At 39.4% G+C, this 23,425-nt stretch carries 28 protein-coding genes and 1 pseudogene; 7 read left to right on the top strand and 22 right to left on the bottom strand.

Annotated elements, in window-relative coordinates; genetic code table 11:
• Positions 1-29: 29 nt before the first annotated feature.
• Both NCCP2222_RS09715 and NCCP2222_RS09720 read right to left on the bottom strand, forming a co-directional pair.
• On the bottom strand, positions 30-575 hold the full coding sequence (locus tag NCCP2222_RS09715; RefSeq protein ID WP_248511878.1) for an RNA polymerase sigma factor: 546 nt from the start codon (positions 573-575) through the stop codon (positions 30-32).
• A gap of 164 nt (positions 576-739) precedes the next feature.
• Entirely contained in the window at positions 740-1,993 is a 1,254-nt protein-coding gene (locus NCCP2222_RS09720; protein WP_248511882.1) for a hemolysin family protein, read from the bottom strand.
• Positions 1,994-2,155: 162 nt separating this feature from the next.
• On the opposite strand from NCCP2222_RS09720, the gene NCCP2222_RS09725 reads away from it, so the two are divergent.
• Positions 2,156-3,556: a dipeptidase gene (locus NCCP2222_RS09725; protein WP_248511883.1), complete on the top strand. Its 1,401-nt coding sequence runs from the start codon at positions 2,156-2,158 to the stop codon at positions 3,554-3,556.
• Positions 3,557-4,233: 677 nt separating this feature from the next.
• Here the strand turns inward: NCCP2222_RS09725 and NCCP2222_RS09730 are convergent.
• Positions 4,234-4,812 carry a nitroreductase family protein gene (locus NCCP2222_RS09730; RefSeq protein ID WP_248511884.1) on the bottom strand — a complete coding sequence of 193 codons (579 nt, stop codon included), beginning with the start codon at positions 4,810-4,812 and terminating at the stop codon, positions 4,234-4,236.
• Positions 4,813-4,981: 169 nt separating this feature from the next.
• Between NCCP2222_RS09730 and NCCP2222_RS09735 the strand changes: the two genes are divergently transcribed.
• Entirely contained in the window at positions 4,982-5,818 is an 837-nt protein-coding gene (locus NCCP2222_RS09735; protein WP_248511886.1) for a DegV family protein, read from the top strand.
• A 38-nt stretch (positions 5,819-5,856) separates the two neighbouring features.
• Here NCCP2222_RS09735 and NCCP2222_RS09740 read toward each other — a convergent pair whose 3' ends face one another.
• The 3 genes from NCCP2222_RS09740 to NCCP2222_RS09750 all read right to left on the bottom strand — a co-directional run bounded on the left by NCCP2222_RS09740 (position 5,857) and on the right by NCCP2222_RS09750 (position 7,539).
• On the bottom strand, positions 5,857-6,342 hold the full coding sequence (locus NCCP2222_RS09740) for an amidase domain-containing protein (protein WP_248511888.1): 486 nt from the start codon (positions 6,340-6,342) through the stop codon (positions 5,857-5,859).
• Between the two features lie 112 nt (positions 6,343-6,454).
• Entirely contained in the window at positions 6,455-6,697 is a 243-nt protein-coding gene (locus NCCP2222_RS09745; RefSeq protein WP_248511890.1) for a hypothetical protein, read from the bottom strand.
• An 89-nt stretch (positions 6,698-6,786) separates the two neighbouring features.
• Complete coding sequence (locus NCCP2222_RS09750) at positions 6,787-7,539, bottom strand: polysaccharide deacetylase family protein (protein ID WP_248511892.1); 753 nt, start codon at positions 7,537-7,539, stop codon at positions 6,787-6,789.
• A 436-nt stretch (positions 7,540-7,975) separates the two neighbouring features.
• On the opposite strand from NCCP2222_RS09750, the gene NCCP2222_RS09755 reads away from it, so the two are divergent.
• The gene (locus tag NCCP2222_RS09755; RefSeq protein WP_248511894.1) at positions 7,976-8,254 is read left to right on the top strand and encodes a hypothetical protein; all 279 of its coding nucleotides are present in this window, start codon (positions 7,976-7,978) and stop codon (positions 8,252-8,254) included.
• Positions 8,255-8,802: 548 nt separating this feature from the next.
• On the opposite strand, the gene NCCP2222_RS09760 is transcribed toward NCCP2222_RS09755, so the two are convergent.
• The 3 genes and pseudogenes from NCCP2222_RS09760 to NCCP2222_RS09765 all read right to left on the bottom strand — a co-directional run bounded on the left by NCCP2222_RS09760 (position 8,803) and on the right by NCCP2222_RS09765 (position 12,532).
• Positions 8,803-9,828, bottom strand: a complete 1,026-nt coding sequence (locus tag NCCP2222_RS09760; RefSeq protein WP_248511895.1) for a Gfo/Idh/MocA family protein — start codon at positions 9,826-9,828, stop codon at positions 8,803-8,805.
• Positions 9,829-10,235: 407 nt separating this feature from the next.
• Positions 10,236-10,472, bottom strand: a pseudogene (locus tag NCCP2222_RS20865) (YolD-like family protein); the annotation flags it as partial.
• A 461-nt stretch (positions 10,473-10,933) separates the two neighbouring features.
• The gene (locus NCCP2222_RS09765) at positions 10,934-12,532 is read right to left on the bottom strand and encodes an SIR2 family protein (RefSeq protein ID WP_248512541.1); all 1,599 of its coding nucleotides are present in this window, start codon (positions 12,530-12,532) and stop codon (positions 10,934-10,936) included.
• 320 nt (positions 12,533-12,852) lie between these two features.
• On the opposite strand from NCCP2222_RS09765, the gene NCCP2222_RS09770 reads away from it, so the two are divergent.
• On the top strand, positions 12,853-13,380 hold the full coding sequence (locus tag NCCP2222_RS09770) for a GNAT family N-acetyltransferase (RefSeq protein ID WP_248511896.1): 528 nt from the start codon (positions 12,853-12,855) through the stop codon (positions 13,378-13,380).
• 211 nt (positions 13,381-13,591) lie between these two features.
• On the opposite strand, the gene NCCP2222_RS20870 is transcribed toward NCCP2222_RS09770, so the two are convergent.
• The 5 genes from NCCP2222_RS20870 to NCCP2222_RS09785 all read right to left on the bottom strand — a co-directional run bounded on the left by NCCP2222_RS20870 (position 13,592) and on the right by NCCP2222_RS09785 (position 16,765).
• On the bottom strand, positions 13,592-13,735 hold the full coding sequence (locus tag NCCP2222_RS20870; protein WP_375709179.1) for a DUF5052 family protein: 144 nt from the start codon (positions 13,733-13,735) through the stop codon (positions 13,592-13,594).
• Complete coding sequence (locus tag NCCP2222_RS20875; RefSeq protein WP_375709182.1) at positions 13,707-13,946, bottom strand: DUF5052 family protein; 240 nt, start codon at positions 13,944-13,946, stop codon at positions 13,707-13,709. The genes NCCP2222_RS20870 and NCCP2222_RS20875 overlap by 29 nt, the downstream gene beginning before the upstream one ends.
• 1,309 nt (positions 13,947-15,255) lie before the next feature.
• Positions 15,256-15,777 carry a hypothetical protein gene (locus NCCP2222_RS09775; RefSeq protein ID WP_248511897.1) on the bottom strand — a complete coding sequence of 174 codons (522 nt, stop codon included), beginning with the start codon at positions 15,775-15,777 and terminating at the stop codon, positions 15,256-15,258.
• A gap of 143 nt (positions 15,778-15,920) precedes the next feature.
• Positions 15,921-16,625 (bottom strand): hypothetical protein, encoded by a 705-nt coding sequence (locus NCCP2222_RS09780; protein ID WP_248511898.1) that lies wholly within the window; start codon positions 16,623-16,625, stop codon positions 15,921-15,923.
• On the bottom strand, positions 16,622-16,765 hold the full coding sequence (locus NCCP2222_RS09785) for an XtrA/YqaO family protein (protein ID WP_371811577.1): 144 nt from the start codon (positions 16,763-16,765) through the stop codon (positions 16,622-16,624). Before NCCP2222_RS09785 ends, NCCP2222_RS09780 begins: the two co-directional genes overlap by 4 nt.
• A gap of 186 nt (positions 16,766-16,951) precedes the next feature.
• Here NCCP2222_RS09785 and NCCP2222_RS09790 point away from each other — a divergent pair, with 186 nt between their 5' ends.
• Complete coding sequence (locus NCCP2222_RS09790) at positions 16,952-17,455, top strand: hypothetical protein (protein ID WP_248511899.1); 504 nt, start codon at positions 16,952-16,954, stop codon at positions 17,453-17,455.
• 407 nt (positions 17,456-17,862) lie between these two features.
• Here NCCP2222_RS09790 and NCCP2222_RS09795 read toward each other — a convergent pair whose 3' ends face one another.
• A complete protein-coding gene (locus NCCP2222_RS09795) occupies positions 17,863-18,165 on the bottom strand; it encodes a hypothetical protein (protein ID WP_248511900.1) in 303 nt (100 codons plus the stop codon).
• A 68-nt stretch (positions 18,166-18,233) separates the two neighbouring features.
• The gene (locus NCCP2222_RS09800; protein ID WP_248511902.1) at positions 18,234-18,575 is read right to left on the bottom strand and encodes a YolD-like family protein; all 342 of its coding nucleotides are present in this window, start codon (positions 18,573-18,575) and stop codon (positions 18,234-18,236) included.
• A 256-nt stretch (positions 18,576-18,831) separates the two neighbouring features.
• Between NCCP2222_RS09800 and NCCP2222_RS09805 the strand changes: the two genes are divergently transcribed.
• Together NCCP2222_RS09805 and NCCP2222_RS09810 are read left to right on the top strand one after the other, a co-directional pair.
• Entirely contained in the window at positions 18,832-19,275 is a 444-nt protein-coding gene (locus tag NCCP2222_RS09805; protein ID WP_248511903.1) for a Panacea domain-containing protein, read from the top strand.
• Positions 19,272-20,423: a hypothetical protein gene (locus tag NCCP2222_RS09810; protein ID WP_248511904.1), complete on the top strand. Its 1,152-nt coding sequence runs from the start codon at positions 19,272-19,274 to the stop codon at positions 20,421-20,423. Before NCCP2222_RS09805 ends, NCCP2222_RS09810 begins: the two co-directional genes overlap by 4 nt.
• Positions 20,424-20,516: 93 nt before the next feature.
• Here NCCP2222_RS09810 and NCCP2222_RS09815 read toward each other — a convergent pair whose 3' ends face one another.
• The 6 genes from NCCP2222_RS09815 to NCCP2222_RS09840 form a co-directional block, all read right to left on the bottom strand.
• The gene (locus NCCP2222_RS09815; protein WP_248511905.1) at positions 20,517-21,254 is read right to left on the bottom strand and encodes a peptidoglycan recognition protein family protein; all 738 of its coding nucleotides are present in this window, start codon (positions 21,252-21,254) and stop codon (positions 20,517-20,519) included.
• A gap of 1 nt (position 21,255) precedes the next feature.
• Positions 21,256-21,651 carry a phage holin family protein gene (locus tag NCCP2222_RS09820; protein ID WP_248511907.1) on the bottom strand — a complete coding sequence of 132 codons (396 nt, stop codon included), beginning with the start codon at positions 21,649-21,651 and terminating at the stop codon, positions 21,256-21,258.
• Positions 21,652-21,707: 56 nt separating this feature from the next.
• A complete protein-coding gene (locus tag NCCP2222_RS09825) occupies positions 21,708-22,256 on the bottom strand; it encodes a hypothetical protein (protein ID WP_248511909.1) in 549 nt (182 codons plus the stop codon).
• 77 nt (positions 22,257-22,333) lie between these two features.
• Positions 22,334-22,468, bottom strand: coding sequence for an XkdX family protein (locus NCCP2222_RS09830; protein WP_248511911.1), 135 nt, complete (start codon positions 22,466-22,468; stop codon positions 22,334-22,336).
• Positions 22,461-22,838: a hypothetical protein gene (locus NCCP2222_RS09835; protein WP_248511913.1), complete on the bottom strand. Its 378-nt coding sequence runs from the start codon at positions 22,836-22,838 to the stop codon at positions 22,461-22,463. The genes NCCP2222_RS09830 and NCCP2222_RS09835 overlap by 8 nt, the downstream gene beginning before the upstream one ends.
• Positions 22,839-22,857: 19 nt before the next feature.
• Positions 22,858-23,425: hypothetical protein (locus NCCP2222_RS09840; RefSeq protein WP_248511915.1), on the bottom strand; the 568-nt coding region annotated here is incomplete at its 5' end.

The following is a 23,425-nucleotide window of genomic DNA, read 5'->3' on the forward strand; positions in this document are numbered from 1 at the left end:
TTTACCAGGTCTGCACTCGTTATATATTCTTACGCCATGACGTACTCACGTGCTGCGGAGTCGTCCATCATTAATTCCTTCAAGTATTTCTTCGCGCGGAACAAACGGGATTTCACCGTACCGATCGACACTTTCATCATATCGGCAATCTCAATCAACGAATACTGATGCACATAGAAATACTCGATTGTTTTTCGGTAAATGGCATCCAGCTCACCAATTTTCGATTGAACGATTTTTTGAATATCGGATTGCTCCACTACTTCCACAGGAGTCATGTTGTCGCTTGGAACCAAATCCAAGATCGGAACGTCCAATGTATCAGGCTGGTTCATTACGTGTTTACTGCGACGCACATCTTTCCGGTAACGATCCCGAAATGTGTTCATGCAAATCGTCGTAAGCCATGCTTTCATGCGGTCGACACTGTCCATCTTGCCGCTGTAACGAACGACTTTCAGCCAGACATCCTGCATCAAGTCTTCCGCTTCTTCTTTATTGCGTGTCAGTTTCAAGCATAAGTGATATATGTATTTTCCATATTGATCGTGTAGTTCAGCTAAGTCGATTTTCATTGATAACGCCCTCCGTGTTGTATCTCTTGGAACCATTATCAAATATTTTCGTCTTACAAACTATCGCTTTCCCTTTCAACACACTTACAAATGTGTAAGGCGTCGTGACAGAAATGTGACAGCAAGCCCTCTCCTGACTTTTCGACAAAGAAAAGCCCGGACACTCAATCGTCCGGACTCATATCATGCTCTTCCTGTCGTTTCGTTATTTTCATCTTCACGATACGACTTCGATCCATTTCTTCAATTTCAAAAAATAGATTTTCATATGTAAATCTCTCGCCAGGCTCTGGTACATGACCGAGCTCCTGCATAACGAAGCCGCCAATGGTTTCATGATCTGTCGGCAACCCGACGTGAAGCAGCTCCATGACCTCGACAATTTCAAGCCGGCCGTGACAGATCAACTGGTGATGATCTGATTCATAGACCAGAACTTCCTCGTCAATGTCGGTTTCGTCTTCAATGTCCTGCCCGATCATTTCCTCAATAATGTCTTCATGCGTCACAATACCGAGCGTGCCGCCGTACTCATCCAACACGATGGCTAAATGCTTCTTCTTCGCTAACATCAATTTAAATACTTTCTCGACACTGGCCGTCTGCACAACAAACAACGGATTGTGGTCGATGAGTTCAGAAAGCTTCTTCTCTGGATGCATGGACCATTCTATCAGCGATTTGGAATAAAAGACCCCAATCACCTTATCAATGCTTTCCTCATAAACAGGATATCTCGTATAGAAGTATTCTAAAATTGTATCCCGCACTTCTTCATAGTTCGCTTCGATCGGAAGCCCGATTACATCCGTACGATGTGTCTCCAGGACATCCGAAACGTCTTTATCCGGAAAATCCAGAATACCTTTTAAACGCAGTGATTCGTCTTGCTCAAACGTCCCTTCCGTCGATGCGATATCCACCATTGAACGAAGCTCTTCCTTAGTCAATGTCGCCTCTGTAACAGCGCCTTTGGAAATGATACGGATAAAGATGTTCGTAAACAAAGCAAGCAACGCTGTCAAAGGAGTCATTACTTTGACAACCACAGAAATCGTCGGTGCCACAGCATACGCAATTCGATCCGCGAATGTGGCTGAGATCGTCTTAGGGAGCACTTCCCCAAACACAATGAGGATGACTGTCAATATCCCGGTCATCAGACCAACATTCAGCCCTTTATCGATCGCAATCATCGTTACAATGGTCGGCATCATAATATTAGCCACATTGTTGCCAATGAGGATGGCGGTGATCATCCGGTCTGGTTTCGATATCAGTTTTTGTAATTTGATTGATTTTTTTTCGCCTTGCTCTGCCCGCAGCTGGACTTTCATCCGGTTCACAGCGGTCAGCGCCGTTTCACTCCCTGAAAGGAAAAACGACATGAATAAAAAGAATCCTAGTGCAATAAACAAAAGCGGTTCCTCCCGAACTTGTTTTCCATGCATCCGTTCTTGTGTTGAATGATACATATCATACCATAATATCCTCGTCTTCGCTTGCTTGCCTGACTCGCATTTCTCTATTTTCTGTTATACTATTTTTAGATCCGAAATACTTAGAAACGAGGGATACCTTTGACTCATTTAGAATCGCTTGACACGTTTTTCACTGAAAAGCGGAACGACCATTTGGACCAATTGAAGGATTTTCTGCGCATCCCAAGCATCAGCGCGTTGTCCGACCACAAGGCGGACATGCAAAAAGCAGCTGAATGGCTAAAGGATTCATTCGAAAAAGCGGGCTTGGAGAACGTGTCCATCGAGCCGACGGACGGCCACCCTGTCGTCTATGGCGACTGGATGCATGCCGAAGGGAAGCCAACATTATTAATTTATGGCCATTACGATGTCCAACCGGTCGACCCATTGCATTTATGGGAAAGCGGTCCATTCGAGCCGGAAGTCCGGGACAATAAGCTGTATGCCCGCGGCGCAAGCGATGACAAAGGACAAGTATTCATGCATGTGAAAGCAGTAGAAGCTTTGATGCATGAAAACGGTGGACAGTTGCCCATCAATGTAAAGTTTATCATTGAAGGGGAAGAGGAAGTCGGCAGCCCGAACTTGGAGAAGTATATTGAAGAGAATAAGGAAAAACTTGCGGCAGACATCATTGTCATCTCCGACACCGGCATGTACGGACCTGGCAAACCGGCTATCTGCTATGGATTGCGCGGACTGGCAGGCGTACAGATCGATGTGCGCGGAGCTAAAAGCGACCTGCATTCAGGCATTTATGGGGGCGGCGTACAAAATCCGATTCATGCCATCTCCGAAATCCTCGCCTCCTTCCATGATCAGGAAGGCACCATTGCAGTCGATGGATTCTACGAAGACGTCCGCCCGCTGGCTGAAGAAGAACGAGAAGCGTATGCGGCACTTAATTTTGACGAAGCAGCATTGAAAGAGGAAATCGGCGTGCCTGAACTATTTGGCGAAAAAGGCTACTCCTACTTGGAGCGCACGTGGACTCGCCCGACTCTTGAAGTGAACGGCGTCTTCGGCGGTTTCTCCGGCGAAGGCATCAAGACCGTATTACCATCCGAAGCCGGCGCAAAAATCACGTGCCGTCTCGTACCGGATCAGGACCCGGAAGATATCGTCGCCAAGCTGAAAGCCCATATCGAAAAGCATAAACCGGCAGGCGTCACGGTAGAAGTGAGCGAATTCGACAAAGGCAAGCCGTTCATCACACCATTTGACCACCCAGCCATCCAAGCAGCAGGCCGCTCGTACGAAAAAGTGTACAACGTGCCGACTGCCTACACACGCATGGGCGGCTCGATCCCTATCGTCGCCGCATTCGATGAAATCCTCGGATTGCCAGTCGTCCTCATGGGATTCGGCCTTTCGAGCGAAAACTTCCATGCACCAAACGAACACTTCCATCTTGAAAACTTCGACAAAGGGCTTCGCGTCATCGGCGACTATTACTACGAACTCGCTGAACTGCCTGTCGATGAATTAAAGAAATAACCGATACCGGGTTTGGCACACTTGCCGAACCCGGTTTTTCTATGGGTTTGTTGGTCATGGTGGTGGGCATTTGATGCAGTAAAGTTTGAGAGTATTATTTGTCTGTTGTATTTGGCGAAGCGAGGTGAGGATTTGGCGGGTTGGACTGGTGATTTGGCGCGGAGGCGAGCGGATTTGGCGCAGCAGAACGGGTTTTTGGCACGGGGGAACGTTTATTTGGCGCCACGGAAGATACTGGTTAGCACGGAGATTTTCCAGATATAGCAAGTCTACTTCCACTGTAACTGCACATAACCGCTGCACACCCTAGCATATCTTCGGGTGAACGCCATTAAATCGAATTGAACGTCATTAACTCCCGCTGAACACCATTAAGTCGAATTGAACGCCATTAACTCCCGCTGAACACCATTAAGTCGAATTGAACGCCAACTCCCGCTGAACGCCATTAAGTCGAATTGAACGCCAATAACTCGCTGAACGCCATTAAGTCGAATTGAACGCCAATAACTCCCGCTGAACGCCATTAAGTCGAATTGAACGTCAATAACTTAATCGTCGCACCCCTATGCCCAATCGGTTCATCACCGAGCATCCCCTTTTCCCATTCCCCCTCCATCACACTCTCTTCTTTTCCACATTCAAAAAAGCATCCAGTCGCCTGGATGCTCCTCTTATTACTCTTCTTTTCCGAAGAAGGTTACGATATCTTCCAACGGTTTGCGTACGCGATTTTTTGGAATGTCGTCGAAATAACCAAATTGCAACATGCTGATGATGCGCTCCTCTGGCTTGACACCAAGTGCTTCTCTGAATTTCGGATTGTCGATGAAAGGCGGTGTTTTCCAACAAGTGCCGATGCCTTTATCCCATGCGAGCAACATCACGTTTTGAATAAACGTGCTGGCTGCTGCAAAGTCTTCCAACCTCTCTTTTTGGCGGACATCCTCCGGCACGACGACGAATACGACAGCACCCGGAGTAGTGAATTTCTTCATCTGTTTTTCTAAGTCTTCCTCGGATAGCTCTTTCCATTTCGGAACTCCGTACTCCTTCAACAGTTCTTGCAATTTCACGTGCTCCTGATTGGCCGCCACAATCACTCTCCAAGGATTTCGGTTGCCGTGATTCGGCGCCCACCGTGCGTCCTCAAGTACCGCCAATATATCATCGACATCGACCGGTTGACCATTGAAATTTTTAACCGACCGGCGATTAACGATTGCATCTCTGACTGATAGCGCTTGTTCATTCATCTATTGAACTCCCCTTTTTACCATACTAGCGACCATTATACACTATTGCCGCTTTCCGAGGAAAACAACGTACTGTCTCCTCTCTCTAAAACTATTACTATTCAAACAAATTACTTTCGATGATATAATATTCCTACGTTCGTAAATAAACTAAAAAAGGATGGCCCCTATGGCAAAAAAACCATTAGCTTGGATTGTGGACAGTACTGCTTACATTCCAAAAGAATTAAAAGAACATCCGGATTTCTATTGGATTCCGCTTAATATACATTTCGGGGACAAACAATTTGTGGATGGAATTGATTTGTCGCCTTCCGAGCTGTATGAAAACATTAAAGGTGCGGTTGAATTCCCAAAAACGTCCCAGCCGTCAGCTGGTGAGTTTGCTGAACAGTTTAAACAGCTGGCAAATGATTATGAACAAGCGATCGCCGTTCATATTTCAGGGAAATTGAGCGGCACCCTCGCCTCTTCAATGGCAGGTGCCGAGATGGCGAATTTCCCAATCACTTTCATTGACTCTCTATCCCTTTCTTACGGAATTACAGGCTTGATTCAAAAAGGGATGGCGATGCATGACTCTGGTGCATCAGTGGAAGAAATAAAGCAACAGCTCGAATCCATGGCCGGAACGATGAACAATTATATTCTCATTGGTCAGCTCGATCAGCTGTATAAAGGCGGCCGGATGAGCGGCGTGCAATTTTTCCTGGGCAGCCTGTTAAAAGTAAAGCCGATCATTCAACTATCGGACATTGGTACACTTGAAGTGTTCGATAAAGTTCGATCTGAAAAGAAAGCGCTTCAATATCTTGTGGATAAAGCGTCCGCAAGCCAACCTTCCCACATTTATTTGATGCACGGCAATGTTCCAGATCAAGCGGATCAGCTGAAGCAAATGCTTCTACAAAGCAATCCTCAGCTTACTGTAGAAATTGGTGATATAAGTTCCACTCTCGCCGTTCACGCAGGAGAAGGCACACTGGCCATTTTATGGTTTGATTAAAAAAGAGGAGCCTCCTAGCTGGAGAGCTCCCTTTCACTTTAGGAAAAATGATCGTTCACTTTAAAAAATAAGTACTTTGCATTCGGAGAATACGCATAGGAATCCTTGTAATCCCATGACCGCTGATAAGCGTCGTACGTATGGGCATTGACGAGCGGCATTTCGCCATCCTTCGCCGTCACAATCGTCGTATGATCATAACGCCCGTCGCCTTGAAAGTCATAACAAATTAGATCACCCAAATCCAATTCTTCGGGCGAACCGACTTGCCTGGCAGTCAGTCCCTTCTTCGATCCGCCTAAAAACCAGCGCATGGAATGGGCGACCGACCAACTGAAACTCCATGTCCCTCCTTGCATCCACCAGCCACGTTCACGATTGGGATATCCATACATCGGCGCTCCGCCTGCCAGCAGACATTGAGAGATATAATTGGTGCAGTCCACGTCGAATGAATGGAAATCCGGATTTCGGCCATTCCACCATTTATTCGCATAGGCGACAGCCGCTTCCCTGTTATACATAAAAACGCCCCCTCAGCCCATCTTATGAACTGAAAAGGCTTGGAATGCGATTTATTCAAGGTAATTAAAAAGAAGCCTTCTGACAGGAGGCTCCTTCTCATTCGTTGCGCAATCATCTTTTTTTCAAACGATTTTGCAACATCTTATAGTCAATGAACACCCCGATGAAACCGACCGGGATGCCACCTCCACAAACTGAAAGGAAAAAGAGGAAAACGTTGACCTTCTCCATCACCTGGAGTAAGTAGTAGAAGGCCAACATTGTTCCAAAGGCAGCGAAAATCATCGTGAAATAGTACGTTATCGGGGCATTTTCCAAAACCGCTTGGTCCTCACTCGTCATTTTCCGACTCATACGATACCCTCTTTTCTTGGAACAATTATTGTGCCTATTTCATTATTACCCCTTTTTCAATTTTCAATCCTGGAAGGAAGGAGAGGTATTTATTTGGTGTTTTCAATTTGACGGTCTTCTTTCTCTTCCATATTATTTTCTTTAATTTTCATCATGTCCGAAATTGTTATAAACGTATATCCCTGTTCTGCGAGAGCGGGGAGAATCTTCTCTAATGCTGCCACTGTCTGTCTACGGTTACCTCCTCCATCATGGAACAGCACAACATTGCCCTCTTTGGCACCGTTTAATACAAAGCCGACAATTTTATCGACCCCCGGATCTTTCCAATCCAATGTATCCAAGTGCCAAGACCACATGACCATTTTGTAGCCTTCTCTAGAAACGGCCTGGACAATCTCATCGGTATACTGTCCTTCGACTGGGCGGAATAATGTGGAGGATTGTCCCGTTATGGAATAAATAACGTCATCCGTTCTTTTCAATTCCTGTATTAATTGCGACACATTCATTCGACTTTTATGGGAATACGTATGATTGGCAAGCTCATGTCCCTCTTCATACATCCGCAGCACTACATCCGGATTCTTCTCGGCATTGGCACCCACAATAAAGAACGTTGCTTTCGCTTCGTATTTTTTCAAAAGATCTAATATTTCCCTTGTATGTTTCCGATGGGGTCCGTCATCAAACGTTAATGCGATCACTTTTTCTTCGGTGTTAATTTCCCATATAATTTGTCCGGCCTCTTCATAATGCTTCCTTCCTTTGTCCGCAAACGTTCTGCCATATACTCCGAAAACGATAATGAGGATGATTAGTGGCAATACAAATCGTTTCAAGACCCCACTCCCAAACAAAAGTTATTTTGTGGTTAGTATTCGTCTTTGTGGAGAAACGATGCATGCAACTTGTATTGTTAGACATTTATTCTTTTATCACGGTTTTAGTAAAATCCTTTCATGCCTGTATAAAGAGGACTGTATAATATAGGGAAATCAAAAATACATTTGTTGATCTAAATAGGATTTTTAATAACTAGTCCACACAATTTCAGGTCTAGAACTCTAATATCCGATGAAAAATATATTTGATTTCTCAGACACACGTCTGACCTTATGAGTATTAACAGGGTACATTTAACTGACTTGGCCGATTGATTACCGTATCCATATAGGAGGAAATACGATAAAAATAAAAAAATACTTATACGACGAAACAATACACGAACTGCAATTATTTCATAATGCAGAGGATCGCAATAGTCTATCAAGAAGAATGAAGAATAAACCTCACTTTTTATTTAGCTTGGAGATGGCTGACGACTTTTTAAAGGCCGACAAGCCGTATACTGTCGTTATGTTCGGTGATGATAATGAAGGATACTCACTGGGCTATATTACTTCAGTATCTGTACGTGCAACTGATTCCGGTATAATTGTTGAGTTCGATGAATTTGATATGACACCTTTCTATTCTCAGACACGGGAGTATCGCAACCTTAAAGGCTTCCTCATGGAGTACATGCAAGAATTAATAAAGCCAAAGAAAGTCTAAGTAAAAATACGTTTAAAAACGGTGAATCAAATATGGCAAAGGATAACGAACTACCAAGTAAAGTCTATCCCAAAAAACATTATCAATCGGGCATACGGCAGCCGCAAATCAGCCGGAAACCAAATGAGCATAAAAAAAGAAACCCCATTAAACGTTAGTTTGACAAGGTTCCTTTAACAATGGAGCATACCGGGTTCGAACCGGTGACCTTCACACTGCCAGCGTTAATCTCTTCGCTGCCAGTAAAAATCAGCTTATATCAAAATGGCTCTATGACAGCTATTATTTACCTTTCAGGTATCACGTACTATCATCAAGGACACATAATTATTAACAATGTTCTCCTGTTGGACACATATGTGAAACACATGGCAAACATTGCAATTAAAAAGAGAGGGTAAAATTTATCATGAACAACTGATTTTAAAAGATAGAAAAATTAAAGGGTTTTACATATTAGTCGTATCTAATATGTAAAACCCTTTTTTCTTTTAGTAAAGCACACGTTTAACAAGGCATCCTCTAAAAATAAACTAACGAGCACTTTTTTAGATTTCTAATATTTTTTTAATTACCACTTGATTTTCATGTCCATCTTCAATTAATGGTAAGTCTTTATCTGGTTTATTATAGACAATATACTCATATACCTTTTCTATAAATGGATAAAATGAGGGATAATACGCTTTTGCCTCCAAAGAAAAATGCAAGGGGGCTTCACTTGGATTTGGAACAACTATTTCTTCTAATTGTTCTTTTGCTTTCCCATAAAAAATCTGTTTATCATTTATTAAACTTACTGTTCCTTCATCTCCAAAAACCTTTAAATGAGAACCGAACCCATGATTAATCCCAGTTAATAGTTGTACAGAGAAAGTAGAATTTTTTTTCATCTTTCCGTTAATAAAAAATGCGTCGTCTGCATCTCTTTGTTCTCCTGCACCTATTGGAACGTGAGTATGCACTAATCCGTTGATAGATACTATTTCATCCTGGGCCAACCATCTTAAACAATCAATCATATGCGTTCCTAATGCACCTAACATACCGCCAAATTTTTGTTTTTCCCCCATCCAGCCTCTTTTGGATGTTTGTAGCACCTGATATTGAGCATGTGAGATATTATAGTCAATATGAAGGAGCTTCCCTACATTGTTGTTCGTTATTAGTTCTTTGGCTTTTTGTCGTATAGGGAGGTATCGCCATTCAAAATCTATTATTACTTTTGCTTTATATTGTTCAGATAGATTTAACAGTTGCCTGGATTCATTGCTATTCAATGTAAAGGGCTTTTCGCATACAATATTTTTTATTCCATTTTTTAAAGCATATTCAACCATTTGAAAATGATAAATTGGCATGCTGCTTATAAAAAGAAGGTCAAGTTCCTCATTATTCAGCATCTCAGTCCAATTTCTATAATGAGTAGGAGAATTATCCTCCCCAATCAATTCTAGAGGTAGCTCATGACGGAACATTGTGCTGACAGCAACTAAATTCAACATAGGGTGCATTTTGATTATTGGGGCTTGAACGTTCAATCCAAAACCACCACCTATTATCCCTACTCTCACACTTGGTCCCCTCTTTTCTAATACATACTTATCTCGATTAATCAACCATCTCAAAACGAGGAACAATGCTCAGTGCCTGTGACAAAAAATCAATCGCAGACATGTCAGGGACTTTCTTTAGAAACTCCCACGCTTCAGATGCATTATCAAAACCGAATGTAGCCAGGCCATGTGACAAATCACCATCAGCGAGCATGTAAAAATTTAAGAATACAAGCTCGTCTTTTTTCTCATCTCATTACTAGTGACTAAGATGGTTGCATGATTTATGTCTTCATCCTCACTTTCAAAAAGAGTTACAAAATCACCATCTAAGTGCTTAATGATTTCTGCATGCATTTTGAACACACCCCCTTTGTGCCTACATTCGACAACATCAGAGGATATCCTTCTTTATTTTCATACTATTATATACATTGCACTGAAACAATGTCTTTCACATCTATTTGCACGTCTCCAAATGGATCAGCTAGAATGATTGCTTGTTTATGTATGTCGATTTTCTCTACTATGCCGCGATGAGGAATTATTCGACCGTCCCTCCATGTTTGGATTCGCGCCTGGCATTTCCTCTTATGAGCGAGATCAAGTTCCTCTTGCAAAGAAACCAAGTCCCAATCAGTTAATTCTTGGCGTGCAACACGATCGTCCTCCGCTTGCTAGTCACGCAATTGAGCAATATGTTCCGGCAGCATTAATGATGTTCATTTAATGTTTCCACGCTCTTTCATGCTTCCGTGCAATACATGTCTATATTCATTAAATTACTCTTCTCTCTTGTCCCCTAATGAGCACTAAAAAATTCCGAAGTAAACGGCCGTCTAGTTTCGCACAAATTACAGTAGGCTCTAACGGACTCTTCACCTACTCTCAGCACTTTGATCCGGCGTCTGCTAATAATTCCGTCGACATTAATTAACGTACATTAGTTCGCTCCTAACATATAATATAAGAGAACTAACGTTCTGTGTGAAGACAAATAAAAAAAGCACCTCTCTTGAGGTGCAAAATAAACATTTCTATTGACACGCCCAAGCACAATATATACAATAAGCGTATAATATTATAGTAAGTGCAGAGAGGCAATGGCAATCACACTTAGTGGTTAGGCGTTGCCTCTTTTGTTTTTTAAAATGTCATACAATAGGAGCAACCGTCTTAATTGGGTATTAATTTTAATTTCTCCGACCTCTTTTAATTCGGTTAGTTCTTCAAGTAAGTAGTCTTTCACTTCAGCCAAGTCTAAACGTTGAATATTATAAGATATTGTTTCATATTCATTTTCTTTTTTGAAACCTTTTCCAATAATATTCTGCAACTGATCTGTATTTCTGTTGAAAACAGAGGCAGTTACTATGGTGCCATATTGTTTATCGAAATCAGAAAATGTATTGATTTTTTGAATAAGCTTTTCTTTTTCGGTTGGATGTAAGCTACTACCGTTGATTAGATTAGTATCTAGTATTTTATTTATCGGAAAACGTGCGGTTGCATTTTGTAAAATTGCAAATCTCATTCTTATTTCTGTGCTGATTTCATCTTTGTCTGAAATGTAATCAATTGTATAGCTAATTAAATCGGGGATTTGGAAAATATACTTAGAATCTCCTAATGCAACAGTAATGTTTTTATTTAATATATCTTCCTCTAACACATCTAATTCTTCCGGAGAGAGGAGTAAAGAATTTAATGTTCCTTTTTTACCACGATCAATTATTAACTCTTTAATCACATGCTGATATTTTCTTACTTCAGTTGGGGCTATCCCTTGATTTATTTTGCTGATCTTCTTAAATACTTCTTCGAAGTTATCAGTTTTAACTACTTTTAATTTACAACCCAAATCCTTATCGTTGATATTCTCTTCAATAAATCCTTTTTCTCCCTCTAATCTTTCAATTAAGACCAATCGATTTTCCAGTATTTGAATTTCCTCTTCATTTAAAGATCGAGTAAATTCACTAATGATATTTCTTACATTAATATCCGTTAATGAATACCCAATAAAAATAATAGGTGAATGCAGCATCATCGAAATAATTTTTGCACTTATCAATACGGAATTTTTATCAAAATTACTATAGTCATTTTCTGTAATGACTATATCATTAGGGCTCTCGACACATCCGTGTAATTTATATAATTCAGCAAATCCAAAGGTTTCTTGAAAAAATCCCTTTTGACCAATATATTTGGTTATATTATACTTGCTCGCTGAATTATACGTATTCTCAATAAACTCATCATAATTAGTAGTTAATATAATTTGAGTTTTGAGCAACATCTTTCTAAAAGCCTCTAATTCACCATGAGCGTCCTGCTTGACTGTGTAATTCCCGAATCTTTCGGAGATAGCTTTTTTAAATGGAGAGATTCTAGTTTGGAATGCATCTTTTGGTGTAAACCCCTTAATTGATACTTCGTTTCTATTAAAAGCTTTGTTGTAATTCGCTTCCAAAATTGTCCCCATTCGAATATTAGAGTAATGATTTATTTCTTTTTCTGAATAGCTCGGATTTTCTTCCGCCATTTCATCTCTAATATTATTATACTCGCCATAAAAGTTTTCATATCCCAATTGATTCCAAAATTCCTCAAGCAAACTTGTCCAATCTGGAAATTTTTCTAAAAATCTTTTTGATAATCCCGCTCCAATAAAAACAACAGGAAATTCATTTTCACTCATTAACTTGTCGAGAATCATAGTCACTGAAATACCTCCAATCTATTTGTTATTTGTAATAGAATACCATGTATTCATTAATAGACCTACCCAATCAGAAAATATGTTCTATTTAATTATCTAGTATAGGTCTATAATCACCTATAATATAGCAGAAATTCAGAAATTCAGATATATATTTTATTGTGAAACCCCATCCAATTAAGGACAGGGCGTTATACGAAGTTGGTGATTTATCCACTATTAAATTAAAGGTAATTAAAAATAAACACAGTTATAAAAGGTGTACTGAATTATTTGTTGAACTATATATTTAACGCAGTAAGGGGGATGCAAACTTTATGAGAATTAGAAAAGCGGTTCTTAGTGATGTGAAGGGAATAGCAAAAGTTCATGTCGATAGTTGGAAAACAACATACAAAGACATTATCCCAAATGACTTTTTGAACAACCTGTCATATGAACAAAGGACAAAATTGTGGACTCAAAATGTGTTAAGGAAAGATAATTATATTGCTATAGCAGAAAATGCTGATGGGAAGATTGTTGGTTTTGCAGATTGTTGGAAAAGAGAGACAAATCCCGTTCCCTTTTCTAGCGACATAACGTCTATTTACTTACTTGATCAGTATCAAGGAAAAGGGATTGGTAAGAGATTACTACTACAGCTTTTTATTCATTTAAAGCAATTGGGGATAAAAAACGCATATGTAGATGTACTTGAAGAGAATAACACACGTTATTTTTATGAGCATTATGGAGCTAAGTTGCATAGAACAAAACCAATAAAAATTGGTGGAGTCGTATTAAATGAGTTGACTTACGAATGGCGGGATGTTGATTGTGTTTTATCAATGCTAGAAAAGTGAAATAGCGTAAATTATTAAGTTGAAATAGGCGCTACACCAAAGACATAGCGCCTTTTACAGTCATCTTTCGATGTGGGTTCATCTTATCAAATTTAAAGCAATGCTTCAAATTATTACTTATTAGCGCTAATCAGAGTGCCAATAGCAAGGGCAGCCACATCGCAATTTTCAACTTTACCCTCTTCCAAGTTCTTAATCCAATTGGCCGTCGTCACCCGGTTGATTTGTCGATATCCGTTGCAAAATACGAAAAATCATCACCTAGGACACCTAGGAATGTCGCCAATGGTTTTCCTAATTGTGACCGGATTAGGATAACCTTACTTTTACCGGATGTTATGTTCTTCCATATCATTGACCATGCGATTCACAAAGGAAATAAAGCGATCCATATTTTGCACGTCAACCGTTTTTGCATATTCTTCAAAGACATCTGTTAAACCAGTTTCATGTAGGATTAAGCTACTTCCAACATGAAGGACCGACTCTCCTCCAACGGTTAAGCTAAGTACAGATGATTTCTTTGTCGTGTTTCCTTCACTGTCCTTTTGAGCATGATTTTTTATGGCCTACGTGCAACAAATAACAGATCCGCTCACGCTGCGAAAAGGAAGAGGGGATATCAGCAAGAATGACCCTTTTCTCTTTCGACATGTACAGTTCCTTCGGTTGATCACTTTCCAAATGCTCCGCCATATCCGGAATCAAATCGATGTTTTCATAGGAACGTCATTGATAAACCGCCCTCTCATCTGCTCCTCTATATGTTCCTGGCTGCCGTCCGGTCTTCATCCAATCAAGTGAAAACGTCTTTGATTCAATCATGTTATTAATATGTTTCAAGTCTTCCCTCTCAATAGGATTAGTCCTGTTTATGGTATCCGCTCTTCGGATCAACTCTTGACGCCCCGTTGTACTCTTGAATCAATTTATCCGCCCAACTTAACATGAAAGCCCCTCCTATCTCTGTCTAAATGCTCCGCCCTTTTTCCGTCCGTATGTCGGGCGATTTGTACCCATTAATTCAGCCCACTCCATCGATGTGAACTGTTCCTCCTGCTTGCCCATTGTCTCATGGTACTCTGCTTTCTTTCTGTCCTGCGGGCTGTGAGAGCCCTTTTTCAATCAGTTGGTCCTGAAACGTCCTCATATCCTCACTACCTTTTTATGAAAAAAAGAGGACAACAAATGACACAGCGCAATGCTGTAATCAAATGCTGTCCTCTGGTTGGACAGGGGGACTTATAAGATATTGGTATCTTGTTTATATTTCTTTGCTATACTAACAAAAAGTAACAATCTGTTAGTTCTTCTATAAGATTTATCACTAACAAAACTGTTATATGAGATTATAATTATAATCGGACTTAGTACGAATGCCGCTAATCCTAAAACTGATGCTACCGATGGATCTATTTCGGATCTAGCTGTAATAGCATTACTTAACAGTGTGAACATCACAGTTGATAAAGCAAACATAGCAGTTAGTGTAGACAAGAAGAAAGTTCTGTTAAATTCCTTTACTTTTACTTCTCTTTCTAGCATCTGAACAATTAACTCTAATTGTTCTTCACTATACTCATTTGAAATTTTTTTTACATGACATTCGCAAATTTCGGATGATAAAACGAAATTGTCTTCAAATATAGGATATAACCGCTTTAGAAAACTTTTTTCACCCTTTCTTCCTTGGTACTTAAATTTTTTTCTTTGCCCGCGGTTTCTTCAATCAAAATTCTTCCCCTCCTCCCTCCGCATCCGGTTAACCTTCTGCAGATGTGTTACAATTTGATATCCCCATACTAATAAACACAACAAATGACACAGCGTAATGCTGTAATCAATCGTTGTCCTCTGGTTAGCCAGAGGGTCATATTATTTACATAACCTCAAAATTAAGGATAGTCTCCAAGCTAAATTATAAAATTCATATTTATCTTCCAGTAAAACTAATTTATTTTTCAAGTAAAAGTCATATACCTCTTTATCAATAGTGCCTTCAATATATTGCCGATAAATCTGATAAATTTCCTCAATATCATTTTTGTCAGTTTTATTTATTAATATTGAATTGTTGTTTTTATAATTATAATAGAACACATTCATTTCATCGTAAGTCCTTTTAAACTCACTTCTAACTATGCCTAGTTTTATAATTTTTATTTTATTGAGTGTCGCATCTCTTCTTGCTGAATCAAAAAGGCTTATTAATACGAAAATGGCTATTTGGTAAATTCCATAAAGCAACAAAAATTTCCCTAAGAAATCATAGCTGATTATATTTTCAGTCCATGCAAATACTTTATTTTGAGCTATTAAATTACCGATACAGAACATTATAGATATTGCAAGAAACAATTCAAATACATATAAAAAAGCCTGTGTAATGTATTTCAAAACTTTTTCCTCCCCCCTCACCATCCGCTTATCTTTTTATGAAACGTAACAATATGATAACCCCCGTGTTCCTGAGGACAACAAATGACACGGCTTAATGCTGTAATAATCTTTATCCTCCAGGTTGGCTAGAGGACTAATATTCAAGAAACCGAGTCATAAAAGTCAGAAATCATCTTTTCTATTACTTCGAATTCTTCAAAAGTGTTTATGCTGCCGCCTATCGAATGGGTGTATTCTATCCATGGCTCAATTATTTTCCGACTGTTTTGTTTAAATGCCAATACATCCTTATATGAATCAATATCAAGTTGTTGAATATCAATTTTTTGTATCTCTTCTATTAAAGATTGAATATTTTTACTCAGTTTAAGCAATTCATTTTTATACGGTTTTATATTTTCCGCATATTCATCTTCTATTTGCGGGGGAGGAAAGTTTATTACGTGTTCCCTTCCCTCTTCATCGTATTCAAACTCAATATATTGATAAGGATCAAATACGTCCTTAGCTTTATTATATACATCAAAAATTTTGACAGTGTCGCTACGCAAATCTTCCGCATATTCTTTTAATACTAAGAGGACTTTTTTCGAATCTGCATCTTTGTCGGCAATTCTTCTTTTATGCTCGCCGTTGCTAACCTTAATAGCCATTAATCCAGTTATTAACGCTCCGAATAAAGCACCCCAAAACCCATCACTCAAACCAAATATTTTTCCATTTATAAATATAGTTTCAATTGAAAAACTATTTATATTAATAAAAAGTGCCAAGCACAATATAATTAAAATCAAAGAACCTATAATAACATAGAAAAAAATGTTTAAATCATGTTCATCTTTCAAAATTCCTCGCCTTCTTCCCTCCGCATCCTCTTTACCTTCCCCTGATGCGTCACAATCTTATATTCACCATGCTCTGGTAATTCTCTCACCTTTGCCTTACCCTCCGAAATTACCACAACACAGTTAGCAGGCAATACCATTGTATCAAGAATTAGTTTACCTAGTAAGTCTATTTGCACATCTGCCATTTTAATAAAATGTCCCTCCATGCTATAATTAATTTGGTCGGATCAGGAGGGACAGTCCTGGTCTTTTTTTAACGAATCGAACGGTAAACTAAACAATTATAGGTTAATTTTCAAAACTACTTGAAAGCTGGGATTTGAATGGATTCTATAGAAATTAAATTAATCCAAATTCATTGGGATGGTCCATTTAAGTTATCTGATCTTCCTTCCTTAATGAACACAGAAACTGATTACGGTGTATATCAGATCTATGGCAAACATACGACCTATGGAAATGATGTTTTGTTGTATATCGGTAAGGCAGACCGTCAAACATTTGGAATAAGAATCCCCCAGGAGAATTGGATAGACACCAATGATTCTAATAACACGAAAGTTTATATTGGAAGAATGCATGGTTCTAAAACTCCTTGTGGTAATGAATGGTCCTTAGAAATTGATTTGGCTGAACGTTTATTGATATATGTTCACAAACCTGCATATAACGCAAGCGGTGTAAGTACAATTCGTGATGTTGGAATACAAAATCTTCACATTCTTAATTGGGGACATCACAGAGATCTATTACCTGAGCTCTCTGGTAATAGATGGACTAGTAAATTGGATTCCTTTGACTATCAAGTGTACAGATGGAATGAATAAATTCTTTTGTTTGTTGTTTGACATAATTAGAGTTAGAGATATCAACCTTGAGGTATTTTCCCGAAATTTTATCAATCAGGCACACTCTGGACATGCGACAACCACAAGTCAGCCCAAAACCAATTGAACATAAAAAAAGAAACCCCATCAAACGTTAGTTTGACAAGGTTCCTTTAATTATGGAGCATACCGGGTTCGAACCGGTGACCTTCACACTGCCAGAGTCCAAACGTGTTATTTTTCATAATGGTTTATGGACAAGAACCATTGATTTAACAATATCTTAAGTGTATTGTACCATATTGTAAAAAGTTATACGCCATTAGAATGGTCGGCAAATGGTCGGCGTACTGTCGGCGAAAAAGAGGAGGCATTTGCCCCCTCTTTTTTATACATACTTATCTCGATTAATCGACCATCTCAAAACGAGGAACCATGCCCAGTGCTTGTGACATAAAATCAATCGCTGACATATCAGGAACTTTCTTAAGAAACTCCCACGCTTCAGATGCATTATCAAAACCGAATGTAGCTAGGCCATGTGACAAATCACCATCAGCAAGCATGTAAAAATTTAAGAATACAAGCTCGTCTTTTTTTCTCATCTCATTACTAGTGACTAAGATGGTTGCATGATTTAAGTCTTCATCCTCACTTTCAAAAAGAGTTACAAATTCACCATCTAAGTGTTTAATGATTTCTGCGTACATTTTGAACACACCCCCTTTGTGCCTACATTCGACAACATCAGAGGATATCCTTCTTTATTTTCAGATTATTATATACATTGAACTGAAATAATGTCTTTTACATCTATTCGGACGTCCCCAAACGGATCAGCCAGAATAATTACTTGTTTATGTATGTCGATTTCCTCTACGATGCCACGATGTGGAATTATTCGGCCGTCCCTCCATGTTTGGATCCTGGCCTGGAATTTACGTTTGAATGCCAGTTCAAGTTCTTCCTGCAGGGCTACCAAGTCCCATTCGGTTAATTCTGGCCGCTCAACCTTGTCGTCCTCCGCTTGCCAGTCACGCAACTGGGCAATGTGTTCCGGCAGCATCATGGCAGTCCATTTAATTTCACCTCGGTCTTTAATCTTCCCGTATCGCTTCATATATTTCATCCTCCTTACACACATTTTACGGAACATACATTCCTTTATCAAAGACAATAAAAGGATTCTTAAAACCAAAATAGGAACAAATGTTCTTGACTTAATGCTTATTTCTCTAGTAATATGTGTATATAAGAAATAGAAAGCAAACATTGATTTATGACACTTCATTTAAATCTATACTAATTTCTATTGAAATATTGTATAGTTAAGAGAGTAAGATATATAACAGAATTATCTGAAAGGAGAGTTTGTTATGGCTAGCATGAGAGAGTTGGCCAATCATATTATTGCTGTAGCTAACAGACGTGGTTTTGCAGTTACACATCTGCAACTGCAAAAAGTAATGTTTTTTACATTAGGTTTTCATATGAGGAATCACGGTATCGATGATTTGGCTGAAGAAACGTATGATATACCATTCGAAAAGTGGAAATATGGACCTGTGGTGGAATCGTTGTATTATACTTATAACAGATTTAGGGATCAGGACATTACAAATGAGATTGAGGGTGTATACAGCCCGGAGTATATAGAATGGGATGATAACATAGCTAAACTTTTGCAAATTGATGTTTTTGATTTAGTTAAAATTTCGCATGATTTGCCTTCTTGGGCTGATTATGAAGACGATATTCTCAGTAGAAACTATGTGGACAGTTACACTCTACCGGAAATCGCCAATGATTTTGCCATATGAAAAATACGAATACTGAAGAACGTTTCTTCATTGTTTTTGAAGATTTGATTAAAACGTTTTCTAACGATAGGAAGTTACCTAAAAACGACAGGCAAGGTATTTCCAAAGTATTTATTGCGCAATTCGAGGGCTTGAATATTCAAACTCTACAGGACTTAGAAACTGCGGCAAGTTCTATCAATAAGGATGGCCTGCAATCAAAACGACTAGATCATAAATTTGAGCAATTCATGTCTACATTAGAGAGTACAACGTTCGATCATTTTATTATTCCTTATGACAAAATTACAGAAAGTGTATTTGAACATACTCAACCGGAAGATTTGGATGAATTTACTGAAGACCTTTATATACGTGGTGCTGAGTATTTTGCAAAAAAAGTAGGTACAACTAAAGAGAAAACTGCTCAAGAAAGTCCCGAGCTTACCGATGAAGCCAAACACGATTTAGAGAAGATGTATTTTAAAATATTGCGCCATATCAATTTGGCATTGATCCAGAAGTATACATTAATGCGTATTCAGATGAAAGAGATTGACGTATTAAGAAGAGAACAACGTCAGTTAATAGAGCGTTACGAAAAATTAAAATCAGAGGCTGATACACAATCCCGTAGTATGTTAACGCAATTCATCACTATCTTAGGTATTTTTGCCGCCATTCTAATGGGAGCATTTGGAGCTATACAAGGATTTGCAAATATCTTTGATAATGCATATGCTCTACCACTTTCTACAATACTAATAATAAGTTCTATTGGCGCTTCTTCAGTGTTATTAATTTTGTTCTTCTTATTGAATGGAGTTTCTAAATTAACTGAACGTAGTCTAAGTAGCAGTTCTAAAAAAGATGGAAACTTGCTTGAAAAACATCCTTCTCTGGTAATTTCCCACGCGATTTTAATTTTTATTGCCTTAATAGGCTTTTCTATGAAGCTTAGTAATCTGCATATTACATTTTCTTGGTCTGGACTCTGGTGGCTGTTGCCTGCATTATGGGCTGTTTATATGTTTTTTGCTTTTTCTACCCAAAAACTTTTGCCGTCATTTTCAGCCTTCCTTAAGGAGGATGAACAAGAAAACATTGTATCCATTTCAGCTGAAATACACGAATTAATTCATAAGAAAAAAGAGGACAAGTCACAATAAAAGGCGCCCCTATCCATAATGGACGGAGCGCCTTTTACAGTCATCTTTCGATGTGGGTTCATCTTATCAAATTTAATGCAATGCTTCAAATCATTACTTGTTAGCTTTAATCAGGGCGCCGATAGCAAGGGCTGCCACATCGCCATTTTCCGCTTTGCCCTCTTCAAAATTCTTGATCCAATTTGCAGAGTACCCTGCTTCGACTGCGGCTTTCACTGCTATTTCGCGCTGTGCCTTGCTACCAAGAAACGTTTCCCATTCCTTTTTTAGTGTACCACTAGAGAATTTCAATTCGTCATCCTCCTTTTTCACATCAACAAAAAACTTCGTCCATAGCTTTTCATCCGATACAAAAGGTGCCGGGCATCTCTTGCCAGTAATATCATAATGACGATAGATCGGCAGCACGCCGAATTGCTTCTGTAGCTTTTGGATGACCAGAATGGTCCGTGCAATTGTATCCGGATGGATTGTACCGTCTTTCTCCATACACATCTCAATGCCAATGGTGTTTAGGTTAGCATTACCTCCGGGATAATATCCGGCCGTTGCTTTCAGTGAAGGAATTAACGGCCCCTCCTTACGTTCATTGGCATGGAAAGCCACTTCACTTAGCGGAATGATTTCAAGCGACTTGGTTCGATCCACAAAAATATGTGCTGATGCATAACGTCCTTTCAAATTGTTAAAATAGGAGAAATGATTTTCTGCTGTACCCCCATGATTTGCCGTGTAATGCAGAACGAATGCTTTAACAGGAAACAGCTTATAGCCTGGCCGACTAAATTTGTTCTTACCAATATGCTTCGTTTCATAATTAAGGGCAACCACCTCACTTCCCACCCTTCTTGGCTAAGAATGCCTTGAAGAAATCAATAAACGGATCCATCGTCTTGTCATCTTCGGCCAGTTTAAAATGGTTTAGAATCGAATTAATCTCACTCGCCAAATATCCAATGTACAGGACATACAATGCACTAATACCCAATGGGTCCGGCATAAGCAACGCAACCGGGATCGAATAGACAAGCAAAATAAATAAAAGCAACTTACGGGCAATGCCGTAAATCGCTTTTGCGCTTGAAAACTTCATTCTCGGATTCAGCTTGGCATTGAGCCAGCCGATTGTAAAATCAATGATATTCGCTCCCATGATCAGAGCTAGAATGTAAATCAACTTTGTATTATCCGTCTCCAAAAACCTCGATAGCCATTCAATCATTTGCATATATCTCACCCTTCATGTTTTTTGGTAAATATAAAAAACGCCCGGGATGGACGTTCTTACTTGATTCGTTCATATTCTTCATGCAGAAATTCCATAGCTTTGTCAAAGGTTATAGATACATCTTTCCCCTCTATATATCTTTTGTAATTTAACAATTGTTCTTTATAACTCTTTTCATTAAATATCCGATCTTCTTTGCTTAGCTCAAACTTTTCGTCAGCTTTAATCCAAAGAATATTTTTGATAGCGAAACGGACTGGAAACGAAAAAGGAAAAGTAAATCCAGATGAACGACCGAAATGAATCTCATAGAAATTCATATTATGTTTCATTGCATTGTAGGCAAATCTTAATCCAAAAAGAAGCTGTCCTCTGTCATCTATATTCCGTCTTTTCTTGAAAGGCTTATCATGATTCCAATGCCATTCCTCCGTAGTCAAAACCCATAATAGTAATTCCCCTATCGCTGTATATATTTCCTTATTATCTTTTGCTTCAATAGCGACACGTAATCTCTCTCTCGCCTTTTCCATAGCATAATGATTATTTGCTAGTCTTCTTAACGGATCGGAAAAGTCCTTTTTTGCTTCCTCCTCAGTCATCAAATTAATCACTCCTGTTCCTGTTAAGAGTAATATTCAATGACATTGTACTGTTTCCCTTCTTTTGGTCTCATGCCCCTCTATATAGCGCTATAAGGTTCCCCTGTAATCTCCTCATATTGCTCCGGCGTTATTGCTGCCAATTGAACAAACCGAGCCAGTTGGTCCTTGCGGCACCAATTCTTTTCATAGCGTTCTTTCAGTGATTCAAACATTACGAGTCGCCTCCATTTCAAATAAGCGTAATTCAAAATCGGTCAATTGCTGACCCTGCAGCATCGTCTCAATTTCTAGGTCCGTGATTTGTTGACCCTGCTCCATCGCTTCAAGTTCGCGCTCGGTCATTTGCCGTCCAAGAATCTCATCGTCTGTTGGTGGAATTGGAGTAGGGTCGGTGTTATGCACGTCGACTATTGCCTTCACGACAGCCATATCTACATCGTCATCGAGTACTAGAGTAGCATTTGTGGCAATGTGCTTACCCTCCTCCAAATCAGATGTGATGCTGATAGGAATAATACCTTCCCTCAATAGATCATCAGATAGTCTGTCGGGGTTTACATTTTCTAACTTACACGTTTGCATGGCTACTTGCCTCCTTCCATCATACTTTATAAATTGCAAGTTCACAGCTGCCCGCAAATACGGTATTAAGAGTGGTGGTAGATGTATGAGACATTAGAAGTCTTACAAAGTCGTTCTCCTCCAAGTCGAAAACCCCCACTACGTTTAGCGAGAGACGAAGGGATGGGTCAGCAGAGTCATAAGACGAATTAATGACGTTACCCTTAGATGTACCCGTACCTGACTGATAAGCGTACACCCGTAGGGTTTTAGAACAATTGGCAGTACTAAGCAGTCCAGTTCCTACTACCGCATATCTCCCTGCTTCTCTGATCCTGAATCCACTAACTGAGGCATCCCATAGCCTAGATGTGTCGAATAATTTTGTGTCTAATGCCATAACTGAAATATTGGTTGGTGCTATACTCTGAATAGCAGTCATGGATGCTTTCGCAGCAACATTCACTATTGATTGCCATGGCAGCCATTGATTAATATTGCCATTGCCTCTCCTAATCAGGGGGCTTGAGCCATAGCTTAAGTCGTGTGGGGTGAATATCTGAAGTGCTCCTGATGGTGACGCCCCTCTGATAGTCAGTACTGTACCC

Origin of the sequence: Sporosarcina sp. NCCP-2222 (assembly GCF_023168145.1) — a bacterium.
Taxonomy (GTDB): domain Bacteria; phylum Bacillota; class Bacilli; order Bacillales_A; family Planococcaceae; genus Sporosarcina.

Excerpts from the sequence above, each read along its gene's own strand:
- NCCP2222_RS09715 (WP_248511878.1), bottom strand. The coding sequence starts at position 575 with ATGAAAATCGACTTAGCTGAACTACACGATCAATATGGAAAATACATA.
- NCCP2222_RS09730 (WP_248511884.1), bottom strand. The coding sequence starts at position 4,812 with ATGAATGAACAAGCGCTATCAGTCAGAGATGCAATCGTTAATCGCCGG.
- NCCP2222_RS09735 (WP_248511886.1), top strand. The coding sequence starts at position 4,982 with ATGGCAAAAAAACCATTAGCTTGGATTGTGGACAGTACTGCTTACATT.
- NCCP2222_RS09740 (WP_248511888.1), bottom strand. The coding sequence starts at position 6,342 with ATGTATAACAGGGAAGCGGCTGTCGCCTATGCGAATAAATGGTGGAAT.
- NCCP2222_RS09745 (WP_248511890.1), bottom strand. The coding sequence starts at position 6,697 with ATGAGTCGGAAAATGACGAGTGAGGACCAAGCGGTTTTGGAAAATGCC.
- NCCP2222_RS09755 (WP_248511894.1), top strand. The coding sequence starts at position 7,976 with ATGAAGAATAAACCTCACTTTTTATTTAGCTTGGAGATGGCTGACGAC.
- NCCP2222_RS09765 (WP_248512541.1), bottom strand. The coding sequence starts at position 12,532 with ATGATTCTCGACAAGTTAATGAGTGAAAATGAATTTCCTGTTGTTTTT.
- NCCP2222_RS09770 (WP_248511896.1), top strand. The coding sequence starts at position 12,853 with ATGAGAATTAGAAAAGCGGTTCTTAGTGATGTGAAGGGAATAGCAAAA.
- NCCP2222_RS20870 (WP_375709179.1), bottom strand. The coding sequence starts at position 13,735 with ATGATATGGAAGAACATAACATCCGGTAAAAGTAAGGTTATCCTAATC.
- NCCP2222_RS09785 (WP_371811577.1), bottom strand. The coding sequence starts at position 16,765 with ATGGTATTGCCTGCTAACTGTGTTGTGGTAATTTCGGAGGGTAAGGCA.
- NCCP2222_RS09790 (WP_248511899.1), top strand. The coding sequence starts at position 16,952 with ATGGATTCTATAGAAATTAAATTAATCCAAATTCATTGGGATGGTCCA.
- NCCP2222_RS09795 (WP_248511900.1), bottom strand. The coding sequence starts at position 18,165 with ATGTACGCAGAAATCATTAAACACTTAGATGGTGAATTTGTAACTCTT.
- NCCP2222_RS09800 (WP_248511902.1), bottom strand. The coding sequence starts at position 18,575 with ATGAAGCGATACGGGAAGATTAAAGACCGAGGTGAAATTAAATGGACT.
- NCCP2222_RS09805 (WP_248511903.1), top strand. The coding sequence starts at position 18,832 with ATGGCTAGCATGAGAGAGTTGGCCAATCATATTATTGCTGTAGCTAAC.
- NCCP2222_RS09810 (WP_248511904.1), top strand. The coding sequence starts at position 19,272 with ATGAAAAATACGAATACTGAAGAACGTTTCTTCATTGTTTTTGAAGAT.
- NCCP2222_RS09820 (WP_248511907.1), bottom strand. The coding sequence starts at position 21,651 with ATGCAAATGATTGAATGGCTATCGAGGTTTTTGGAGACGGATAATACA.
- NCCP2222_RS09830 (WP_248511911.1), bottom strand. The coding sequence starts at position 22,468 with ATGTTTGAATCACTGAAAGAACGCTATGAAAAGAATTGGTGCCGCAAG.
- NCCP2222_RS09835 (WP_248511913.1), bottom strand. The coding sequence starts at position 22,838 with ATGCAAACGTGTAAGTTAGAAAATGTAAACCCCGACAGACTATCTGAT.